The following is an 18780-nucleotide window of genomic DNA, read 5'->3' as shown; positions in this document are numbered from 1 at the left end:
TCCTTCTGGTTTTTTCATCAAGGCGCCAGATCACATGGGCAATATCGAATTCACACCGAGAGAAGCATTGGTACTTTCGAACCCGTCGTATTTTTATTTATCCTTTACTTATGATACGGTTCACCGTACCGGTTGATAGGGTAAACAAAAATTAAAAGAGATAGGGGTGAAAATCCCTCTCGTCTTTTACATCACTGTTCTGAATTAGGTTGAATTTGTACTGCTGGTCGAATTCTACTGCGTACCTCATCATACACTTGAACATCGACTCCCTCAGCCACTTCCAATGAAACAGCTAACCCGTAGGGAACTGCCGCATTCAAACCACCTGCATCTTGTCTACAGTTGACCTTTATCTCCAATACATCACCATCTATAAACGGTGTTGCTTGATCACCTGTCAAAATCTCATGTTGAACAGTTCCCCTAGTAACAGATTTAGCATCAGCTTCAGATCTATTTACACTTAATTCATTTCGAGGAGGATCAAACCAAAGGTGACCTTGTCGATACTTTTGGCTGTTTGAATTAATTGGAGAAAACCACGCTAAGGTGATCGTTAATTTTCTCCATATTTTTTTACTACTTAAAGACGGAGGCAAAGGTACTGAGTAAATATGTGCTCCATCTTTTAATAATTGATTGCAACCGAATAAAGTCACTCTCTGAGCATTACATTCAAATACTCTGCTAGAGTCAATTGAACCATAGCCTATTAGCCTTGGAATAACTCTATCTTTCATTCTACTTCTTTCTGAGCCAAGGAATTTTTCAAGTGTTTGATACATATCTCCCCAACTCGCTCCATGCACTAGCAAAGCTTTAATTAAGACTGCAATCAAGTCATCAGTAATTGTCTCTCCACCTGATTGGGAACTCCTGAGATAATCAAGCATGTCAAATATGTGAGCTGTTGTTCGAGTGGTAAGTGCAGTTGCATTGCTAGTACCACGCATATGAACTATTGCGGATAGCTCCCCTTGATTACCGGGATGAGCAACTTTTTGTCCAGGTGCAAGTGTTGATAAGTTTACTGAAAAGTGATTTCTTCCAGTAATATCTTCAACGTATAGCTGTCTACCTCCATTCATTACAATATCCGGTTTAATGGAACGTCGGAACCCTAATCCAATCCTACTTGCTGGACTCAGCATAGGTCTAATATTTAAAATATCCCGCCGATTACCCATCTGGGTAATTATAGAGGTATCATCGTGCAAAGCTCCGACTGTCACACCATTAATTGCCTCTGAAGGAGTTAAGATTCTTCGATGATGAGCATTGCTATAGACTGATTTGACAACCTTCTCTGATAGTTGTATAGGCGTCAGACTGTTTAACTGTTCTTTTGCTACGTCAATATCTATACCTTCAGTGAAGTTGCCAGCACTTACGATAAACAATACTCTATACTTGTAAGACAACCAATCTAATAATTTTGCCCATGGACTAACCGCATAATCAAAGGGTCTCGCCCCGTCCCCAATTGATAAATTGATAATTCTGACTGTGGGAGCTACAGCCCCTTGACCATCAACATCTTCAAACAACCTTCTAACAGCCCGATGCACTAGATCTATTGGTAGTTGTTCTACGGGAACGCACTCCACCCTTGTATCCCGCCAATCTCTATAATCAGCAACTAAGATGGGACGCACATAAAGTGGGCGTGATAATGGCTCGTTTTGTTGATCTAATTCACCATGAATAATTAATGAGGACATTGCTGTACCGTGTACACGCTCATGAGGACGGTATTGAGAAGCATAATTATCAGGATCATCAACAATTAGCCTGCCTCTTAGCAATTCATGATTTTCTAAAGGCAATCCATCAAGTAAAGCGATAATCGGTTTAGGATTTTCTACTTCAGCTTTTTTTCCTATCTTCTCTTCGAAAACTTCGGATTCAGGTATAATCGTTAACGCTTGTCCAACTGGCCGAAAAAACATTACAGAGTCGGATCGGATAAACTGAATATCTGTGTTCTCGTTAATATCATTAAATAATTGAATCGGAGTCTCGGCTAGTATAGCATGGTATGAAATTTCAGGTATTATCGTTTCCTGAATTACTCGTCCTTGCACCTGTTCAATAAGCTTTCGGATGTTTTGGGAAGACGCTCGTCTTTTTTCATCATTCGATCTATACCAAAGTTCAATCTCGAACTTTATCGTTTCTTGAGCCGCGGCAACACGTTCCTTCCAATCTTCAATAAACCCTGTTTCATGAAAACGATCACTGATTCTCCACGGTCTTACATCTTTTAAATGCTTGAATAAGTCCCTCCACTTTGTTTTGCCATGAGGGAATGTTTCTTGGTTCTGGTACAGTTGCCACAAAGACCTGAGTTCCTTCATAGCTCGTTGGTCTGACATAATTAAAAACAATCGTCCACCAATAATTTTATCAGAGACAACTCCATCTTCTTGAAGAAAAAAATCATCATCAGGAGCAATGTCAGTTTCCCACTCGGTTAGCCAGTCAAGACCTTCGATTTTCTTTACTGCATTAATAAAATCATCTAATGTACTAACTGTTTCAAATACCAAAGCTTGCTCTGGTAATGCACCTGTTAAGTTGCTTTGAAATGATGCCCGTTGCTTCTCAAACGCTTGCTCAACTCTAAGAAACTGGGGATCTAATCGCTCAGTTTGTCTTTGAATGCTTGGTACAATTGGTTTATTAGGTATGAACTTGCTATTGCGGGTATCCTTTTCAGCATTACTTGCACGTGGAAAAATTAATAACGGTCTTTCGGCCATCTATTTATCACTCCGATTCATCCGACTTTAATTTATATTTTGCCTCCCATTGTTTCAGTCGGTCTCGGATGATTGTCTTCAAATCGGAAGCAGGCATATTTAAAACGTAGCGTCTTTGTATGTCCAAACCAAATTCCTCAATTTCAGCAAAACTTAGGCCAATTAGTTTTTCACTTAATGTTTTTGGAGCATATCCTAATGGAAGTCCAACCTTCTTTTGGAATCTCTTGAACCATTCTTCAATTTGAACTCGTTCCGGCTTCGATAATGAAAGCCTAAGCTGAAATCGACGCCATACTGCTCTATCTAGTAGCTCAGGATGATTCGTTGCAGTAATGACGATAACATGACTAGGTAATTCATCAATTTGTAAAAGCAAGGAGCTCACAACTCGTTTGATCTCACCGGTTTCATGCTGATCTCCTCTTTCTTTTCCTATTGCATCAAACTCATCGAAAAAAAGTACACATCTTTGAGTACGAACATAGTCAAACATTCTCCTCAATCTCGAAGCGGTTTCACCCAAGTAACTACCAATTATTCCTTCGTATCTAACTGTATACATTGGAACCATTAATGCCGTTGCTATTGATTCAGCTAGCGTAGTTTTACCATTCCCCGGCGGCCCTGTTAATAAAATTCGATTCCTAGGCTCCAAATTGTATGAATGAAGCAATTCGCTTCGATGCTGCTCTTCAATAAGTTCTATGCAAGCTTCAAGCACCGTTTCAGGTATGATTAAATCACCAAGGCTTCTATTAGGCACTATTTCATAAAAAAAATTTCTTATGCCATCATTCATTAGTGAAGGTGCTTCCTTAGATGGGGTTGCCGACCGCAAGACTTCAGCTAGTCGATCTGCCAACACATGGTGCTGTTTACTTCTTTCTTCAGCAATTAGAGCTTCTACAGTTCGATGAAAAAGCTTTGAATCCCCGTTATTTCCTGCCATAACTAGCTTCAAAAGCAAATCGGCACGTGCCATCTCTTCACATCCTTTCTTCAACTTGCATTCAGTATAAGAAAAATAAACTTCATTTATACAATTTATAAATGGCTTTACATACAGAAACTCTACATATTATCTTATTCCCGTAGATCTGAGTGGTGTCGATTTATTAGTGACTACTATCAAGCATATCGCCAAGCGAAATAATCATTTGTTCGTTTCCTTCAAACATATGAATGATGGAATTCGGCTCGGTCGCATACCAGACAAATGTATCCCAAGCAATCGACGGTGTAAGTTTTCGGCTTACTTGATCCGTTCTATCTTTAAATGCTGTGACAAAAGTATAATCCTTTCCTCTATAGCCTGCTTCCTCCGCAATAGAGATGAGCTCTAACTTCCTTCTATCCGAAATTGGCCCATCAGTGGCAACACATTCGACAAAGACGATTAACGGCTCTCTTCTGCCTAGATCAACCATGATAATATCTGGTAGCACTTTGGTTACATCAATATGAAAACCGATAGCAGAACAAATTCTCTCATCATTTACAACAATCTTTTTAGCTGATTCACTAATTAATAAAACAGCAGGTTCTTTGAGAAACCGCTTTGACATTTTTTCTACAACAGCTTTTGCAATGTCGGAACTCGGCCCAGTAGATAGCTTTCTTACTTCGCCGTTCGGTAACTGGACTAATACACCATCGTCATTCGACGTTGCCATGTTTTTCGAAATAGCGATCCTCGCCCTTGCAATTGCAGATAGATTCGACTCCTGCCAGTTGGTAATAGCCTGATTGAGTTCTTCGTCAACCAACTGAGGATTAAAAAGTTCAGCAAAGTCAGTCTGTAGGGTATATCTTGGTGCTGGGGATGTAGTTGCTAGACCGCTTTTTTCAACAATAGCTCCGAGATGTACAAGTGTCCGAATCGTCTCATCACGGATTGATTCACGAGTATTTTCCTTATACCATCTACCCGGAATATCTTTTTCTTTATTTTTTCTGTTTAGGTTATTTTCAAGCCACAAGTACCTTGCCTTTTCCTCTTTTACTTGGGCTTGCTGGTCTGTCATGCAGGTAATAATTGCAGGTCTAATCCAATTCCGACCCTGTACGCTGAATGAATATAGCATCACAAATATAGTTCTCGCCCCGATATCCCTCAGTATATATCCGTTAGGGTCAAGCTCTTTGGTAAAAATCATGTTTAACCTTCTTGAAATCTCATCAACACTCGGCACTTCAGTTGATAGCCAACCGTAACTCATTTCACCCTCCAAGATTGTAAGCCTTCAACATAATTTGCTCTACGCTAAGGCTTAAATCTTCTTCACTAATTTGGTTTGACTTGTACTGTTGCACTAAATCCTCGATACCCAAGACTTTTTTTAACGGTGGCAACGGCAAAGCATGGAGCTCTGACGCTGAGACAGCAACACTACCAGAAATGCACCTGAATATGCGATCTACAACAGTAGTATTTAGAATTAACGATAATGCTTCTGGCGAGAGTTTCTGCTTATCAACCGAATGAATCATATTCACATGATTTTCGATGACTGCTCCGTTCCATTCAGACAAAAACTCTTGTGGAAGCACAGTTGATATTAACCGTCTTTGTTGTTCCTTCGACGTCGTTCGCTGTAACAAGACTACGGGTTGTTTGCAAACAAGAAAATCTTGCCCATCCAGTATATTAATGAATCTCGGTTTCTTTGTTTTATAATCAAAAGTAAAGTTACCATTTACTATCGCATGTGACCAAATTATCGGATATGATCCATCTCTCGGACTATTTTCTAATTGTTCCTTATGTCGGTTCCAGACTAGCGGCCCGGTGGATACTTTATATCCATAGTCTTTAATCGTTGTTTTCATTTTATTGAGTTTCTTAATTAGCTTGGTCTCAGAACTATCCCTCGGAAGAAACCAAGGACTCGTTCCTTCATTTAATTGAAATGTTCCTACTCTGTTGACTCTGTACCCCACAATGTCTGTTTTGATATTATGAATGCTTGTTTCTTTAGAGTCATTCGGGCCAAAAACAGTTAAACATGTTTCTTGCAAGACCTCATCAAATACACCAGAACGTTCTGTAATAAAGTCAATATCTAAGGGAGGGGCTTCTTTCATCAGCAAGCTTCTTAGATTAGAGAAATACTGCCCCCCCATAAACGAAGTCGGGGTTACAAATCCAATAAAACCATCTGATGATTTCATTCTTAAGGCAGCGTCAATGAATAATCCGTACATATTGGCATGACCGTAAAGAGATCTAGCATATGCTTCTCTAAGTTCCTCATTGAGAGTAATTCGACCATATGGCGGGTTTCCTACAATGAGCTGGTAGCTCTTGTCTTGCTTCAATGCGAATTCGATTGTATCATCATGCCGTACTATATTCTTCATCTTACGACCAATCAAACAAGCGTCTTGATATGTTACTACATCCAGCATCACTTGTGTCATCCAACCAGCAAACTCGTCTATCTCGATACCCGAGAGATTATTTTCTAGATGCTTAATCCTTTCTTCTGCTGGTATGCATTTAATTCTATGGTCACCCAAGATTCGATTTGCCACGGGTACTAAAAATGCTCCACCACCGCAAGCAGGGTCTAGTATGCTGTCTTTTGACCAGTTAACTCCCTCCGAACCCAAAAGATCAAGAAGCCTTTCCGCTATGACTGGCGGTGTATAATAAATACCATATTCAGCTTTATATTTTTGAGGTAGCAAATACGTGTATAATACTCCGATGTAATAACTGCACTCTATAATTGAGAGAGTAGACAAATAATCCGCAATTTCTTTTGCTAGTTTGTTAGTCTCTAAATTTAACTGCAATCTTTTGTACTTACAGCTTCTAAGCTCAAACCTCTTCTTTGAATCAACGATTTTCCATAATGACTTTAATATCAGAAAACAAAATGATGAAGAAAACAACATCTCATACTCTGTATTAGTTTCAACATGTTTTCTTTTATTGTTGAGTGCTTGTAATTTATAGTTATCCCAAGATGGTTTAATTATCTCATGTGAAATTTCTTTTTTTAACGGCATCAAATCACCATCTTTTTAAGTAGTTATATAACCTGTCAATATTCGACTCCTTTTGCTAATTTTCCTGCTCTTTTAGTCGTCAGGATAACATTACCTTACCGTTGTTCACCAGTCCTTAATTGTTGAAACAGTGAATGCATTCGGCGTCAACACAAGCTTCCCATCTTCAAACTTACCAAATGGGTCTTGAATAACAACAATATCACGATGGTCTTGCTGATCAATATTTATAATCCGGTACAGTTATATTGCTCCCTGTACTTCTTTGCCTTATTCCACTCATTTGAGGTAATCTCAAATTTCATCGAACTGCCGACAGTCGTTTTACATTCAATATACCGTGGTCTTCCATCAAGCTCATATGACAATATATCGTATCCCGCTCCGCAGTCGTACAAACTTACATGTCGAACTACTTCAGCTAAATCCTCACGTCCGTCTTGTATTAACCGCAGCCGTGCATTTTCAAATACGAATTCTTCGCCCATGAGTCCGATTGCTTCCCATTTTTCACGTTTTTTCTTGAATGCATCTGAACTAATGCCCGTTAGAGTATCTTCATCGACTAAAGAATAGTATGGTGCTACAAGATATCAAGACAGTTATTTTAATATAGTTAATGTGTGAAATGATTCACAATGGTTTAATAACACTCTGGTACAATAGAACGTATTCTTTTGCTTAGATGGAAAAACAGTTAATTATCCCCAGTGTCTTGTTGTCCACAGATGGAGGACAAAGCTCAAGCGAAGGCGCGGGAGGAAAGGTTCCTCCTCCGTTATTCAGATGTGGATTTAAGTATGACTTTACGGTTATACACAGCAGCTGGCGTGTGCTTCTGCAAAGATTGGTGCAGCAGATAGTGGTTATGAAGATGAATATAGTTACGGATGCCGTTCCGAGCCTCAAGCGGGCTGTTGTAGTCGTTTAGATAAATCTCGTTGTACTTCAAACTGCGCCAAAACCGTTCGATGGCGATATTATCGGCTGCGCGACCTTTGCCATCCATAATGATGCGAACATCGTTTTCCTTCAATAAAACAATGTATTGTGCTCGTGAAATGGCTCCCTTGATCACTGTTCACTATGCCCGGCTTTCGCCTTGCCAGTGCCCGTTTCATCGTCTCAAGTACAAAACCAATCTCCAGGCTCTGATCGAGCTGCCAGTCTACGATATAACGTGAATACCAGTCTATAATAGCGTATAAAGTACATCCAGCCCTGCTTCAGCCGAATATAGGCGATGTCAACACTCCAGACCTGCTCTGAATCTGTGATCGCCAGTTTACGCAGGAGATACGGATAGATCCGATGTTTTGAAGATCACGTTTACTCAGATTCGGACCGGGGTAGATCGCCATGATGCCCATTTCACGCATATAGCGCCTTACCGTATTCTCATGAATCAAGTCGTTCTCCCGATTCATGATCGAAGCAATCGTTCGATAGCCCATGAACGGATGCCTTGTATAGAGCTCATCAATCCGGTGTTTGAGGCGTATTTCCTCCGGAGATGGAGGTACCGGCTTGTAATACAGGCTGGAGCGGTTCAGGCTCAAGAGATCCGCTTGTACGAAGATGGAGTGCTCTGGGCAGTCCCATTCCAATAAGTCTACTCGTTCGTCACGAGACAGGTTAGAGGCCAGATTTTTTTAAGCCAAGACAATTGGGTGGTTAATCTGCCAACCTCGCCGTAGAGTTCGTCAATTTGCTGCTCGTATTCCTGTTTCATTTTCGTGATGCCTTTACTTTCATCGACAAACAATTGGGAGAGGTTTTGAACGGCTTCTGATTTCCACCGGATGAGGACATTCGTATGAATTCCCTCCTCCGTTGCGATCTGTGACACCGTATTTTCTTCCTTCAAAATTTCCAGTACATTGCGTGCCTTCTCTTCAGGGCTGAACTTTCTTCTGCCGGTCGTCATACAACTAAGAAACTCCTTTTTGCTGTCTAGATTATATGTAGCTTTATAAGATGTCTTTATCCCCTGAATCATTTTGAAGACAATCCCCCCATCACATGACTCCTTTCAGTACGTTATACACCAGACTCAAATTAGAAAAACAGCAGCCACGAACCTGAAAAAAGGTCCTTGACTGCTGCTTTGCAGTTCATCTCAACGATACATATCAACGATCCATGCAAGCCTGCTGCTATACGATCCTGTCTAGCGTGCAGCTTTTTCATGGAGAATCTGGCTATCGGCTGTGTCAAATTTAATATCCGTGAATTCCGATAATATCCATAAAACAAGGGTGTCTCCCGAGCCATTATCCACTCGGAGGACACCCTTTTCATGATGCGTTCACTTGTATTACCAGGCCGCAATACAACCATCAGTCCGCATATCCGTTCCGCCGATCAGCACGCCTTGCTCATTGCGCCAGATGATCTGTCCACGGCCAAAGTAGTTGCCTGGCTGCGCCCATTTGATTGTGTGGCCTTTGCGCTCCAACGCCAGAGCCAGATGCTCAGGGAAATGGCGCTCTAGCTCCACGGTCTTGCCTTCCAGCCACTGCCAGCGCGGCGCGTCGAGGGAAGCTTGCGGGTTCAAATGGAAGTCTACCGTGTTCATCACAACCTGCATATGCCCTTGTGGCTGCATGAAGCCGCCCATAACTCCGAACGGTCCTACCGCTTTTCCATCCTTCGTCAGGAAGCCAGGAATGATGGTGTGATACGTACGTTTGCCTGGTTCCAGTCGATTGTCGTGCTTCGGATCGAGCGAGAAATTATGGCCTCGGTTTTGCATGCCAATCCCGGTATCCGGAATGACCACACCGGAGCCAAAGCCCATGTAGTTGCTTTGAATGAAGGAGACCATGTTGCCTTCACCATCAGCAGTACACAGATAGACTGTACCACTGCTGCGCGGTTGACCTGGTTCTGGAGTCAGTGCCTCGTCACCGATCAACGCCCGTCTTGCTGCTGCATACTCCTCGGAAAGCAGCTCTTCCACAGTCACGCTCATGTCTTTTGGCTCGGTGATGTAGTGCATGCCGTCTGTAAAGGCCAGCTTCATCGACTCGATCTGCTTGTGGTACGTATCGGTTGTATCTTTTGCCCCTACCTCGAAGCCCTTCATGATATTCAATGCCATCAGGGCTACCATTCCCTGCCCGTTCGGCGGGATTTCCCATACGTCATAGCCGCGATAGTTGACGCTGATTGGTTTGACCCACTCTGGTTGGTACGCTGCCAAGTCTTCCTTGGTCAGGAAACCGCCGCACTCGCGGGAGAAAGCATCGATTTTGTCAGCAAGCTCACCACGATAGAAGCTCTCTGCATTCGTCTCGGCGATCAGACGCAGGGTTTGGGCATGAGCTGGAGATTTCCAGATGTCTCCTGCCTGTGGCACGCGTCCGTCTGGAGCAAATGTCGTGAACCAATGCGCGAATTCAGGACCTGTGCAAAGCTTTTTAAACTTGTTGTAGCCCACTTTCCAGTAGTGCGCGAGAGTCGGGGAGAGTGGAAAGCCTTTCTCCGCGTAATCGATGGCAGGCTGCAGAACTTCTGTCAAAGGAAGACGGCCAAAGCGCTTGGACAAAGCAGCCCACGCAGCAGGAGCGCCCGGTACGGTTACCGGAGTCCAGCCGTATGTCGGCATTTCTTCGTGACCTTTGGCTTTGACGGCATCAATGGAAATGCTTTGCGGAGCCGGACCGCTGGCGTTCAAGCCAAACAGCTCATCCTTGACCCATACCAGGGCAAAGGCGTCTCCGCCAATACCGTTGGAGGTAGGTTCCACAACAGTTAAGCAAGCAGCTGTAGCAATCGCTGCATCGATCGCATTTCCACCCTTTTTCAGGATGTCCAGACCTGCTTGGGCTGCCAGGGGTTGAGAAGTGGCAACCATGCCATTATTGGCAAAAGTCGTCGTTCTACGCGATGCATACGGGTATTCATGTGCGTCAAACTGTGTCATATGTTATTAACCTCCTTTTTTCTACCGTAAGAGCTAACCAATAAAGAAGAACCCGTAGGCCATCGAAATCAGTATCACATAGGCAGGATGCATTTTCCACGTCTCCAAAAGCAGATAGGAAGCAACAGTCAGAATCCCTGTCTGCATCCAGCCAATCCCTTCGACAGCTCCCATCAGAAACTGATACGTCATGGTTCCCAATAAGACCGTTATGATAGGACGTACCGATTGTGTCATTGCTTTTACCTGGGGTGACTTGCGGAACATATGGATAAATTGGAGCAGTAAAATCATCGCGATGGCAGTGGGCGCCACTGTCGCAAACAAGGCAACCAAAGCTCCCGGCACACCGGCTACCTCATAACCGATATAGCCAGCCAGCTTGGTAGCGATCGGGCTTGGCAAGGCATTCCCAACAGCAAGTACTTCACCAAACTCCTGAACCGTCATCCATCCATACTGATTGACCACTTCATTCTGAATCAACGGAATACTTGCAGGACCGCCGCCGTACCCCAGAATATTGGAAATAAAAAAGGCCCAGAACAATTGAAGATAGATCATGCTGCCCCCTCCTCACTGTCCTTTTTCTTCCGTTTCCGGACGGACCATGTGGTGTAGGCAAAAGATATGAGAAGCGCGATTCCTACGACGATTCCGGGATGCAGATCCAAAAGAACCAGCGCCACGATGGACAAGGCCAGCGCGATGCTGATGCCTGTTTTACTGGACGCGCCCTGCCAGCCCTTTTGCAGGAACTCCCAGGTCATAACCCCAGTCATGACAGCAATCACCGGACCAATCGCCTGAATCATGCCGTATACACCTGGAGCGTCTTTATATTGATAAATCACACCGAGCAGCGCGATCATCAGAACGACGACCGGCAGAACCACTGCAATGTTTGCAACCAATGCGCCCTTCCAGCCTTTTACCCGGTAACCGATGTAAGCTGCAAGCTTGGTCGCGATCGGACCTGGCAACGCGTTGCCAAGCGCCAGATTATCAGCAAAATCATCTTCCGTAACCCATTTATACTTTTTTACACACTCCGTATGAAACAGGGGAACCATGGTAGGCCCCCCTCCAAAACCAAAAATCCCAATCCGAAAAAAGGCTAGAAACAACTGCCAGTAAATCATATCGTACCTCCATCCTGACCCTACCTGCTATTGCAGTTCCCCTGATTGAACCAGATGGCAGGAAACCAACTGGCCAGCACCAATGTCAGCCAGACTAGGCACCTTCGACTTACAAATTTCCGTTGCGTATGGACAACGCGGGTGGAAAGTACAGCCACTAGGTGGATTTGCGGGGCTTGGCAAATCGCCCGTCAGTAAAATCCGTTCCCGCTTTTGTCGTGGTTTGGCCACCGGTACGGCAGACAGCAATGCCCGTGTATACGGATGGCTCGGGTTTTCAAACAAAGTGCGCTTGTCAGCAATTTCGACTACCCTGCCCAGGTACATAACTGCGATCCGATCACAAAGATGTTTGACTACGGACAGATCATGGGAAATGAACATCAATGTCAGATTAAATTCTTTTCTCAGATCCTTCAACAGATTGAGCACTTGTGATTGAATCGACACGTCCAAAGCAGAAACCGGCTCGTCAGCAATAATCAGCTTTGGCTTTACGACCAACGCTCGGGCAATTCCGATACGCTGGCGTTGGCCTCCCGAAAAATCATGTGGATGGCGATTCAGATGCTCTTTGCGCAGTCCCACAATCTCGATAATTTCTTCAATGGTTTTTAACCGTTCTTCTGTCGTACCAATGTTGTGGACCATCAAGGATTCCATCAGAATCTGCTTGATCGTCATTCGTGGATTCAGTGACGCGTATGGATCCTGGAAAATCATTTGCAGATCCTTGCGCATCCGGCGCATTTCTTCCTTCGGCAGCTTCGCCAAGTCCTTGCCATCGAACCAAACCTCACCTGCTGTTGGCTCCAGCAAACGCAGAATGCTGCGACCTGTCGTCGATTTTCCGCAGCCGGACTCGCCTACAATACCCAAGGTTTCACCAGGATACACCTGCAGATCAATTCCGTCTACCGCTTTTACATAGCCGGTCGTCTTTTTCAAGAACCCGCCCTTGATCGGGAAATGCTGCTGTAGTCCTTTTACTTCCAATAGAGGTGTCGTCATGCCTGTTCTCCCTCCTCCGCATACAACCAGCAACGGCATTTATGCCCTTCCAGCTGCAATAGCTCAGGTGCTTTTTCTTCACATACTGGCATCACCTTGGAGCAGCGAGGAGCAAAACGGCAGCCCTTCGGCATCTGATGAGCCAATGGCACAGAGCCAGGAATGGTCTCCAGATACTCTCGTTCATCCTCCAGATCGGGGATGGAATTCATCAATCCGATGGTGTACGGATGCTTGGGATTCTCAAAAAGCGTCTCTACATCCGTTTCTTCCACAACCTGACCAGCGTACATGACAATTACCCGATCACACATTTCCGCGACGACACCCAGGTCGTGCGTAATCAACATGATCGAAGTGCCGGTCTTTTCCTTCAAGTCGCGCATCAGATCCAGAATCTGTGCCTGAATGGTTACGTCCAGCGCCGTAGTCGGCTCGTCAGCGATAATCAGCTTGGGATCACAAGACATGGCCATGGCAATCATGACACGCTGGCGCATACCACCTGACAGCTGGTGAGGGAATTCGCCATAAATTTCTTCGGCGCGCGGCATACCTACTGCCTTTAACATGGCAATAGCCCGCTCTTTGGCCTGTTGTTGGCTTGCTCCTGTATGCAGGATGACTGCTTCTTCAATTTGTTTGCCCACCGTATGCAGTGGATTCAGCGATGTCATGGGCTCTTGAAAAATCATCGCGATTTCGTTTCCACGCACGGATTGCATTTCTTTCTCCGACAGCTCCAACACGTTCTTGCCATTGAAACGGATCGTACCTCCGGAATTTCCGTTTGGAGGTAATAGGCGCATGATGGATAGGCTGGTTACGCTTTTTCCACAGCCCGATTCACCCACAACGCCCAGCGTCTCGCCGGCACGGATGGAGAAGTCGACGCCGTCAACGACACTGACGACACCGTTGTCCGTGCGAAACCGGGTTCTCAGTTGTTCAACTTCCAAGATCGTCGTCATCTGCTCCACTCCTTTATTCTATTTACGTGCCCGAGGGTCCAATACCTGTTGTAGTCCATCTCCCAACAAGTTAAATCCTAGCACGACCAAAAAGATTGCAATACCGGGATAAAACGTTGCATAAGGCGCGACGGACATCAGGCTTTGTGCATGGTTCAGCATACTTCCCCAAGATGGCGTCGGCGGCTGTACGCCCAATCCCAGATAGGAGAGAGACGCTTCTGCAATAATACCAGATGCCATTGCCAAGGTCGCCTGAATCATGATCGGGTTCATCGCATTCGGCAGGATGTGACGGAAAATGATTCGGGCGTCCTTGACCCCGACCGAACGAGCCGCATGGATGTACTCCATGTTTCGCAAGGATAACACCTGACCACGGGTAATACGTACAAAGGCCGGCGAAAATCCGATACCGATCGCCAGCATGGCATTCCCGAAGCCTGAACCAAGTACAGCGGAAATAGCCAAAGCCAGAATCAAAAACGGAAACGCCTGCATCGCATCCACTGAGCGCATGACGATCCACTCGTCCCAGAAACCGCGATAATAACCAGACAAGAGTCCAATGGGCACACCGATCAGCATGGCAATCCCTACAGAAATAAGGGCTGCCTGGATCGAAATACGCGCACCGTATACGACGCGGGAAAAGATGTCTCGACCTAGATCGTCTGTTCCAAACCAATGCTCCGCATTCGGTTCCATTAAAATCTTGTTGTAATCTTGCTCATTGGGGTCAAATGGAGCAATATACGGTGCAAAAATAGCCACAATGATCAGGGCCAAGATAATGATTGCCCCGATAAGACCCAATCCGTTGCGGAGGAATTTGTTAAAAGTTCTCATTATTCGCCCGCTCCTTTCCCGGATTTGATACGTGGGTCGATGACCGCATACAGGATGTCAACAACCAGGTTGACGAGAACGACCAGAATGGCGGAAACCAGAATTGCACCTTGTACCGTTACGTAGTCGCGTTTGAATACCGACTCCACAATCAGACGTCCGAATCCTGGAATGGAGAAAATGGATTCCGTGATGACCAGACCGCCTAAAAGTCCTGCAATCATCAAACCAGAGGTCGTGATGACCGGTACCATCGCATTCCGCAGAGCATGTCCCAAAATCGTGCGTGCTTCGTTCAAGCCTTTCGCTTTAGCTGTACGAATGAAGTCCATATTTACGACATCCAGCAAGGACGAACGCAACATCCGCATCAATACCGCAGATTCACGAAGCCCGGTAGCGACACATGGCAAGATCATCGCCATCAGGTTTTGCGCCGGATTTTCGGAAAATGGCACATAACCTGAGGAAGGCAGCCATTGATTCTCAACCGCAAAGAAAATAATCATCATCATCGCCAGCCAGAAGCTGGGGATACTCATACCGCCCAGTGCGGCAAATGTACTCGTATAATCAACCCAAGTTCCGCGTCGAACTGCAGCCAGAATTCCCGCTGGAAAGGCAATGAGGATCGCTACGATAAACGTCCCGATCGTCAATTCTACAGTCGCAGGTAATCGCTGCAAGATCAACTCGGAGACCGGAACTCTGTCCGTAATCGACATTCCCAAATCTCCCTGCACTACTTTTCCCAACCAGGAAAAATACTGCTCTACGATCGGCTTGTCCAGTCCTAACTCTGTACGCAGTGCCTGATACGCTTCCGGTGTCGCTTCTTGTCCTAAAATGACCCGGGCAGGGTCGCCCGGGATCATATGAATCAAGGAAAACGTCATAATCGACACCAGGAGGAGAATCGGGATTGTCAGCATAAGGCGTCTAACTACGAACATCATGACAATTCCCCCTCACTCTAGTTGATTAATCTTGTAACCTTATTGCTTGTCCAGTGTAGCTGTACGGATCAGACCGTCTGGTACATAGGTGAAGCCAGTTACTTTCTTGTTCATGCCGATGAGCACGTATTGGTGGTACATGTATGCGTAAACCGCTTCGTCTTGGGCCACTTTAGTCGCTTCGTCATAGAGAGCTTTACGTTTCGCTTCATCTTGCTCACCACGTGCTTTCAGAACCAGTTCATCCAGTTGTGGTACGCTGATGCGGCCGTAGTTGTTTGTGTTGCCAGTTACTACAAAATCGTGGAAGTTACCATCCGGGTCTTGACGGCCAGACCAACCGAGCTGCATCGCTTGGAAGTCACCTTTGCTTCCCGCTTCCAGCAATTGACCATACTCAACTTTTTCCAGTACAGCATTGATGCCGTGTTGTTTCAACATGTTTTGAATGACTGCACCCAGTTGTTCATTCTCAGGCGCTGTGGTGATCAACAACTTGAATTCAAAACCGTCCGGCTTACCACCTTTAGCCAGCAAGTCCTTGATTTCATCTGCGTTTGGCGCAACCGGTTTGTTCAATTCCTCGTTGTAAGCCAGGCTTCCTTTTGCAAATGCAGTGCGAGCTGGTGCTGCGTAGTTATTGAACAGCACTTTAACCAATGCTTCGCGGTCAATAGCGCGATCCACAGCGGCACGCAGGTATTTGTTGTCGAATGGCGCTTGGGTATTGTTAAAGTGCAAGCCTTGGTAGCCCATGCCCGATTCTGCGATCAATTGCAGGTTGGCATCTCCCTCGACAGCCGGGATTTCCTTGGTTGGCGTCTCGTCGATGATGTCCAGCATGCCGGAGCGCAGGTTTTGTACTTTTGCTGTACCGTTTGTAAATACTTTGTAGTTTACTTCGTCCAGCTTCACTTCGCCGTTCCAGTAGTTTTCGTTCTTTTTCAGGCTTACGCTGTCGCCTTTCACCTGTTTTACGAATACGAATGGGCCTGTACCTACTGGCGCGTTGAGGAAGTCGTCTCCTTTTTCTTTCGCTGCTGTAGGAGATACCATCATCCCTGCGCGGTCAGTAAGAACGGACAGGAATGGCGCGAATGGCTCTTTCAATTGTACAGTCACCGTGTCATTGTCTACCACGTTGACCGCTTCTACGTATTTCAGATCGCCCTTGCGCTTGGATTTTTCGGTTGTCAGGTTGCGCTCGAAGTTGAACTTAACCGCTTCGGCGTTAAAATCTGTACCGTCATGGAACTTGACACCTTTTTTCAACTTGAATGTATAAGTCTTACCGTCTGCTGATACTTCATAGGTATCCACGAGCATCGGTACGATTTTTCCGTCTGGAGCAATTTCGAACAGTTTGTCATACAGGCTCGCGTATACTTGGCGATCGTACAACGAAGTGGAGATTGTCGGATCCATCGATGGCGGATCTGCCTTCAGTCCGATATTCAGAACTTTCTTTTCATTGGATGGTGCTGGAGCTGCTGTGCCAGCGTTGTTGCTGTCGCTAGGTGCTGGTGCACTGCTACCGCTACCGCCGCCGCATCCGGTTACCAAAAGCATGGTGCCCAAGACGGCGCTTATCAATGTTTTGTTCATTTTCTTTGAAAACATAAGATTTCCCCTTCTCTCTCTTTATATATTATTCTGACAGTTTGGTGATAAATGCTCCCCCAAGCCCACTATCCGCGTAAATGGCATTCCCCCTTCCAATGTCTATCCCCATTAGCGAACAAACTTAAACTTGGATTTCAGTATCTTTAATTCGTTGATCACGTTAACTCGCGTGACACCAGGGACTTTATTCAACTTTTTCATGAGGAATTGTGCTAATTCTTCGTAGTTTCTCACGAGTATTTGAATGAAAAGCTGATAATCACCTGTCGTTAACACAATCAGTCTGACTTCTACAATTCCATTTAACACTTCGACCACATCGTCGAGCTTGTCCGCTTCGACAGCAATTTGAATGAACGATTCTACGTTCAAACCTGCTTTTACGGGATTGACGATGCCTACCAGACTGAGGACACCATCATCCTGCATCTGTTGGACGCGCATCCGAATGGTCTTCTCGGTCACACCCAGTTCCTTCGCGATCGTAGTAAAAGGCAATCGCGCGTTTTCCTGCAAAGCTCGTACAATGCCATAATCGATGTCGTCCAATTCAGGGTAAAGAGATCTCCGAAATTTTTCTTCCATCCATACACCTACCATATTTCGACTTGTAGTTTACCAGAAATAGCATAAGTTAGTCGTCAAAAAACATTTTTTCGTCGAATTGCGTTATTGTAGAAGTAACTATAATACGAATATCGACAATTATCAACACTTTTTCTGAAAATTTGCTGTTGAAAGCGTTTTCAATTTTAATTTTCGTTAATAATATTTCACGAAAGTATATGTTTTGTTGGAAATTGAGTCATTATTGCCCACTTATTCATTGTGAATGGAATAAAAAATGAGTTGAGAACAATCTCCCAACTCATCGCTTGTGATAACATTTGCGCACAAGCAAATCTCGTCTACACAGCCATGGTTTACCTAAAACAGCAAAGGCTTCCTCAAGCAGCCTGTTGCGCTGCAAGGGAAGCCCCTTTTCATGTGGTTTAATAATGAATCCGACTTTGCGAGGATGTCCAGGCCCGGAACGGTTCTTTGCCTTTTTCCGGCTGTACCCGTTCAAAGGGAATGGAGCGACTCTCGAAAGGCTGCTCAATTTGTTCATAGATAAAATGGTCGTCAAAACCGGCTTGGGCCGCTTCTTCTTTGGTCCCGGAGAAGTAAACCTTGTGCAAACGCGCCCAATAGATAGCTCCAAGGCACATCGGGCAGGGCTCGCAGCTCGTGTAAAGCTCGCAATCGGTCAATTGGAAGGTATTCAGATTGCGACATGCATCCCGGATCGCCTGTACCTCAGCATGTGCAGTAGGATCGTTGTTTGTCGTAACCTCATTGCGACCTGTCCCGACAACCTGTCCATCCCGGATAATGACAGCCCCGAATGGCCCTCCATGACTGTTCAAAACATTTTCCAAAGCCAGTGAAATAGCTTGGTCCATCCATTGATTCTGATGCATCCTATCTTCCTCCTGCCAGATCGAGTCCTGTTCTATTCTATGATTCTCCATCTAT

At 45.1% G+C, this 18780-nt stretch carries 15 protein-coding genes and 1 pseudogene; all 16 read right to left on the bottom strand.

Annotated elements, in window-relative coordinates:
- Positions 1 to 191: 191 nt before the first annotated feature.
- Complete coding sequence (locus tag EDM52_RS10735) at positions 192 to 2765, bottom strand: S8 family peptidase (protein ID WP_122908992.1); 2574 nt, start codon at positions 2763 to 2765, stop codon at positions 192 to 194.
- 7 nt (positions 2766 to 2772) lie between these two features.
- Positions 2773 to 3750 carry an AAA family ATPase gene (locus tag EDM52_RS10730; protein ID WP_122908991.1) on the bottom strand — a complete coding sequence of 326 codons (978 nt, stop codon included), beginning with the start codon at positions 3748 to 3750 and terminating at the stop codon, positions 2773 to 2775.
- Between the two features lie 133 nt (positions 3751 to 3883).
- Complete coding sequence (locus EDM52_RS10725) at positions 3884 to 4987, bottom strand: BsuBI/PstI family type II restriction endonuclease (protein WP_122908990.1); 1104 nt, start codon at positions 4985 to 4987, stop codon at positions 3884 to 3886.
- 1 nt (position 4988) lies between these two features.
- Positions 4989 to 6782, bottom strand: coding sequence for an HsdM family class I SAM-dependent methyltransferase (locus EDM52_RS10720; RefSeq protein ID WP_122908989.1), 1794 nt, complete (start codon positions 6780 to 6782; stop codon positions 4989 to 4991).
- 227 nt (positions 6783 to 7009) lie between these two features.
- Positions 7010 to 7270: a protein NO VEIN domain-containing protein gene (locus EDM52_RS25650; protein ID WP_122908988.1), complete on the bottom strand. Its 261-nt coding sequence runs from the start codon at positions 7268 to 7270 to the stop codon at positions 7010 to 7012.
- A gap of 290 nt (positions 7271 to 7560) precedes the next feature.
- Positions 7561 to 8709, bottom strand: a pseudogene (locus tag EDM52_RS10710) (IS3 family transposase).
- Positions 8710 to 9099: 390 nt separating this feature from the next.
- Positions 9100 to 10710, bottom strand: coding sequence for a gamma-glutamyltransferase (gene ggt, locus EDM52_RS10705; protein WP_122908987.1), 1611 nt, complete (start codon positions 10708 to 10710; stop codon positions 9100 to 9102).
- A gap of 33 nt (positions 10711 to 10743) precedes the next feature.
- The gene (locus EDM52_RS10700; RefSeq protein ID WP_122908986.1) at positions 10744 to 11274 is read right to left on the bottom strand and encodes a chromate transporter; all 531 of its coding nucleotides are present in this window, start codon (positions 11272 to 11274) and stop codon (positions 10744 to 10746) included.
- Positions 11271 to 11852 carry a chromate transporter gene (locus EDM52_RS10695; protein ID WP_122908985.1) on the bottom strand — a complete coding sequence of 194 codons (582 nt, stop codon included), beginning with the start codon at positions 11850 to 11852 and terminating at the stop codon, positions 11271 to 11273. Before EDM52_RS10695 ends, EDM52_RS10700 begins: the two co-directional genes overlap by 4 nt.
- A 27-nt stretch (positions 11853 to 11879) precedes the next feature.
- The gene (locus EDM52_RS10690; protein ID WP_122908984.1) at positions 11880 to 12863 is read right to left on the bottom strand and encodes an ABC transporter ATP-binding protein; all 984 of its coding nucleotides are present in this window, start codon (positions 12861 to 12863) and stop codon (positions 11880 to 11882) included.
- Positions 12860 to 13834: an ABC transporter ATP-binding protein gene (locus tag EDM52_RS10685; protein WP_122908983.1), complete on the bottom strand. Its 975-nt coding sequence runs from the start codon at positions 13832 to 13834 to the stop codon at positions 12860 to 12862. The genes EDM52_RS10690 and EDM52_RS10685 overlap by 4 nt, the downstream gene beginning before the upstream one ends.
- 18 nt (positions 13835 to 13852) lie before the next feature.
- The gene (locus EDM52_RS10680; protein ID WP_122908982.1) at positions 13853 to 14683 is read right to left on the bottom strand and encodes an ABC transporter permease; all 831 of its coding nucleotides are present in this window, start codon (positions 14681 to 14683) and stop codon (positions 13853 to 13855) included.
- Positions 14683 to 15639, bottom strand: a complete 957-nt coding sequence (locus tag EDM52_RS10675; protein ID WP_122908981.1) for an ABC transporter permease — start codon at positions 15637 to 15639, stop codon at positions 14683 to 14685. Before EDM52_RS10675 ends, EDM52_RS10680 begins: the two co-directional genes overlap by 1 nt.
- Positions 15640 to 15678: 39 nt before the next feature.
- Positions 15679 to 17244, bottom strand: coding sequence for an ABC transporter substrate-binding protein (locus tag EDM52_RS10670; RefSeq protein WP_245996778.1), 1566 nt, complete (start codon positions 17242 to 17244; stop codon positions 15679 to 15681).
- A 126-nt stretch (positions 17245 to 17370) separates the two neighbouring features.
- Positions 17371 to 17847, bottom strand: a complete 477-nt coding sequence (locus EDM52_RS10665) for an Lrp/AsnC family transcriptional regulator (RefSeq protein ID WP_122908979.1) — start codon at positions 17845 to 17847, stop codon at positions 17371 to 17373.
- A 407-nt stretch (positions 17848 to 18254) separates the two neighbouring features.
- Complete coding sequence (locus EDM52_RS10660) at positions 18255 to 18725, bottom strand: nucleoside deaminase (protein ID WP_122908978.1); 471 nt, start codon at positions 18723 to 18725, stop codon at positions 18255 to 18257.
- Positions 18726 to 18780 lie beyond the last annotated feature (55 nt).

Source organism: Brevibacillus invocatus (genome assembly GCF_003710915.1).
Classification (GTDB): domain Bacteria; phylum Bacillota; class Bacilli; order Brevibacillales; family Brevibacillaceae; genus Brevibacillus; species Brevibacillus invocatus.
The sequence above is the reverse complement of the archived record's forward strand: the minus strand, read 5'-3'. Positions and strand labels throughout refer to the sequence as shown.

What these genes read in the sequence shown, in the direction of transcription:
- EDM52_RS10665 (WP_122908979.1), bottom strand. Translation starts at nt 17,847, where the DNA reads ATGGAAGAAAAATTTCGGAGATCTCTTTACCCTGAATTGGACGACATC.
- ggt (WP_122908987.1), bottom strand. Translation starts at nt 10,710, where the DNA reads ATGACACAGTTTGACGCACATGAATACCCGTATGCATCGCGTAGAACG.
- EDM52_RS10725 (WP_122908990.1), bottom strand. Translation starts at nt 4,987, where the DNA reads ATGAGTTACGGTTGGCTATCAACTGAAGTGCCGAGTGTTGATGAGATT.
- EDM52_RS10735 (WP_122908992.1), bottom strand. Translation starts at nt 2,765, where the DNA reads ATGGCCGAAAGACCGTTATTAATTTTTCCACGTGCAAGTAATGCTGAA.
- EDM52_RS10720 (WP_122908989.1), bottom strand. Translation starts at nt 6,782, where the DNA reads ATGCCGTTAAAAAAAGAAATTTCACATGAGATAATTAAACCATCTTGG.
- EDM52_RS10690 (WP_122908984.1), bottom strand. Translation starts at nt 12,863, where the DNA reads ATGACGACACCTCTATTGGAAGTAAAAGGACTACAGCAGCATTTCCCG.
- EDM52_RS10675 (WP_122908981.1), bottom strand. Translation starts at nt 15,639, where the DNA reads ATGATGTTCGTAGTTAGACGCCTTATGCTGACAATCCCGATTCTCCTC.
- EDM52_RS10680 (WP_122908982.1), bottom strand. Translation starts at nt 14,683, where the DNA reads ATGAGAACTTTTAACAAATTCCTCCGCAACGGATTGGGTCTTATCGGG.
- EDM52_RS25650 (WP_122908988.1), bottom strand. Translation starts at nt 7,270, where the DNA reads ATGGGCGAAGAATTCGTATTTGAAAATGCACGGCTGCGGTTAATACAA.
- EDM52_RS10700 (WP_122908986.1), bottom strand. Translation starts at nt 11,274, where the DNA reads ATGATCTATCTTCAATTGTTCTGGGCCTTTTTTATTTCCAATATTCTG.
- EDM52_RS10660 (WP_122908978.1), bottom strand. Translation starts at nt 18,725, where the DNA reads ATGCATCAGAATCAATGGATGGACCAAGCTATTTCACTGGCTTTGGAA.
- EDM52_RS10695 (WP_122908985.1), bottom strand. Translation starts at nt 11,852, where the DNA reads ATGATTTACTGGCAGTTGTTTCTAGCCTTTTTTCGGATTGGGATTTTT.
- EDM52_RS10685 (WP_122908983.1), bottom strand. Translation starts at nt 13,834, where the DNA reads ATGACGACGATCTTGGAAGTTGAACAACTGAGAACCCGGTTTCGCACG.
- EDM52_RS10670 (WP_245996778.1), bottom strand. Translation starts at nt 17,244, where the DNA reads ATGAACAAAACATTGATAAGCGCCGTCTTGGGCACCATGCTTTTGGTA.
- EDM52_RS10730 (WP_122908991.1), bottom strand. Translation starts at nt 3,750, where the DNA reads ATGGCACGTGCCGATTTGCTTTTGAAGCTAGTTATGGCAGGAAATAAC.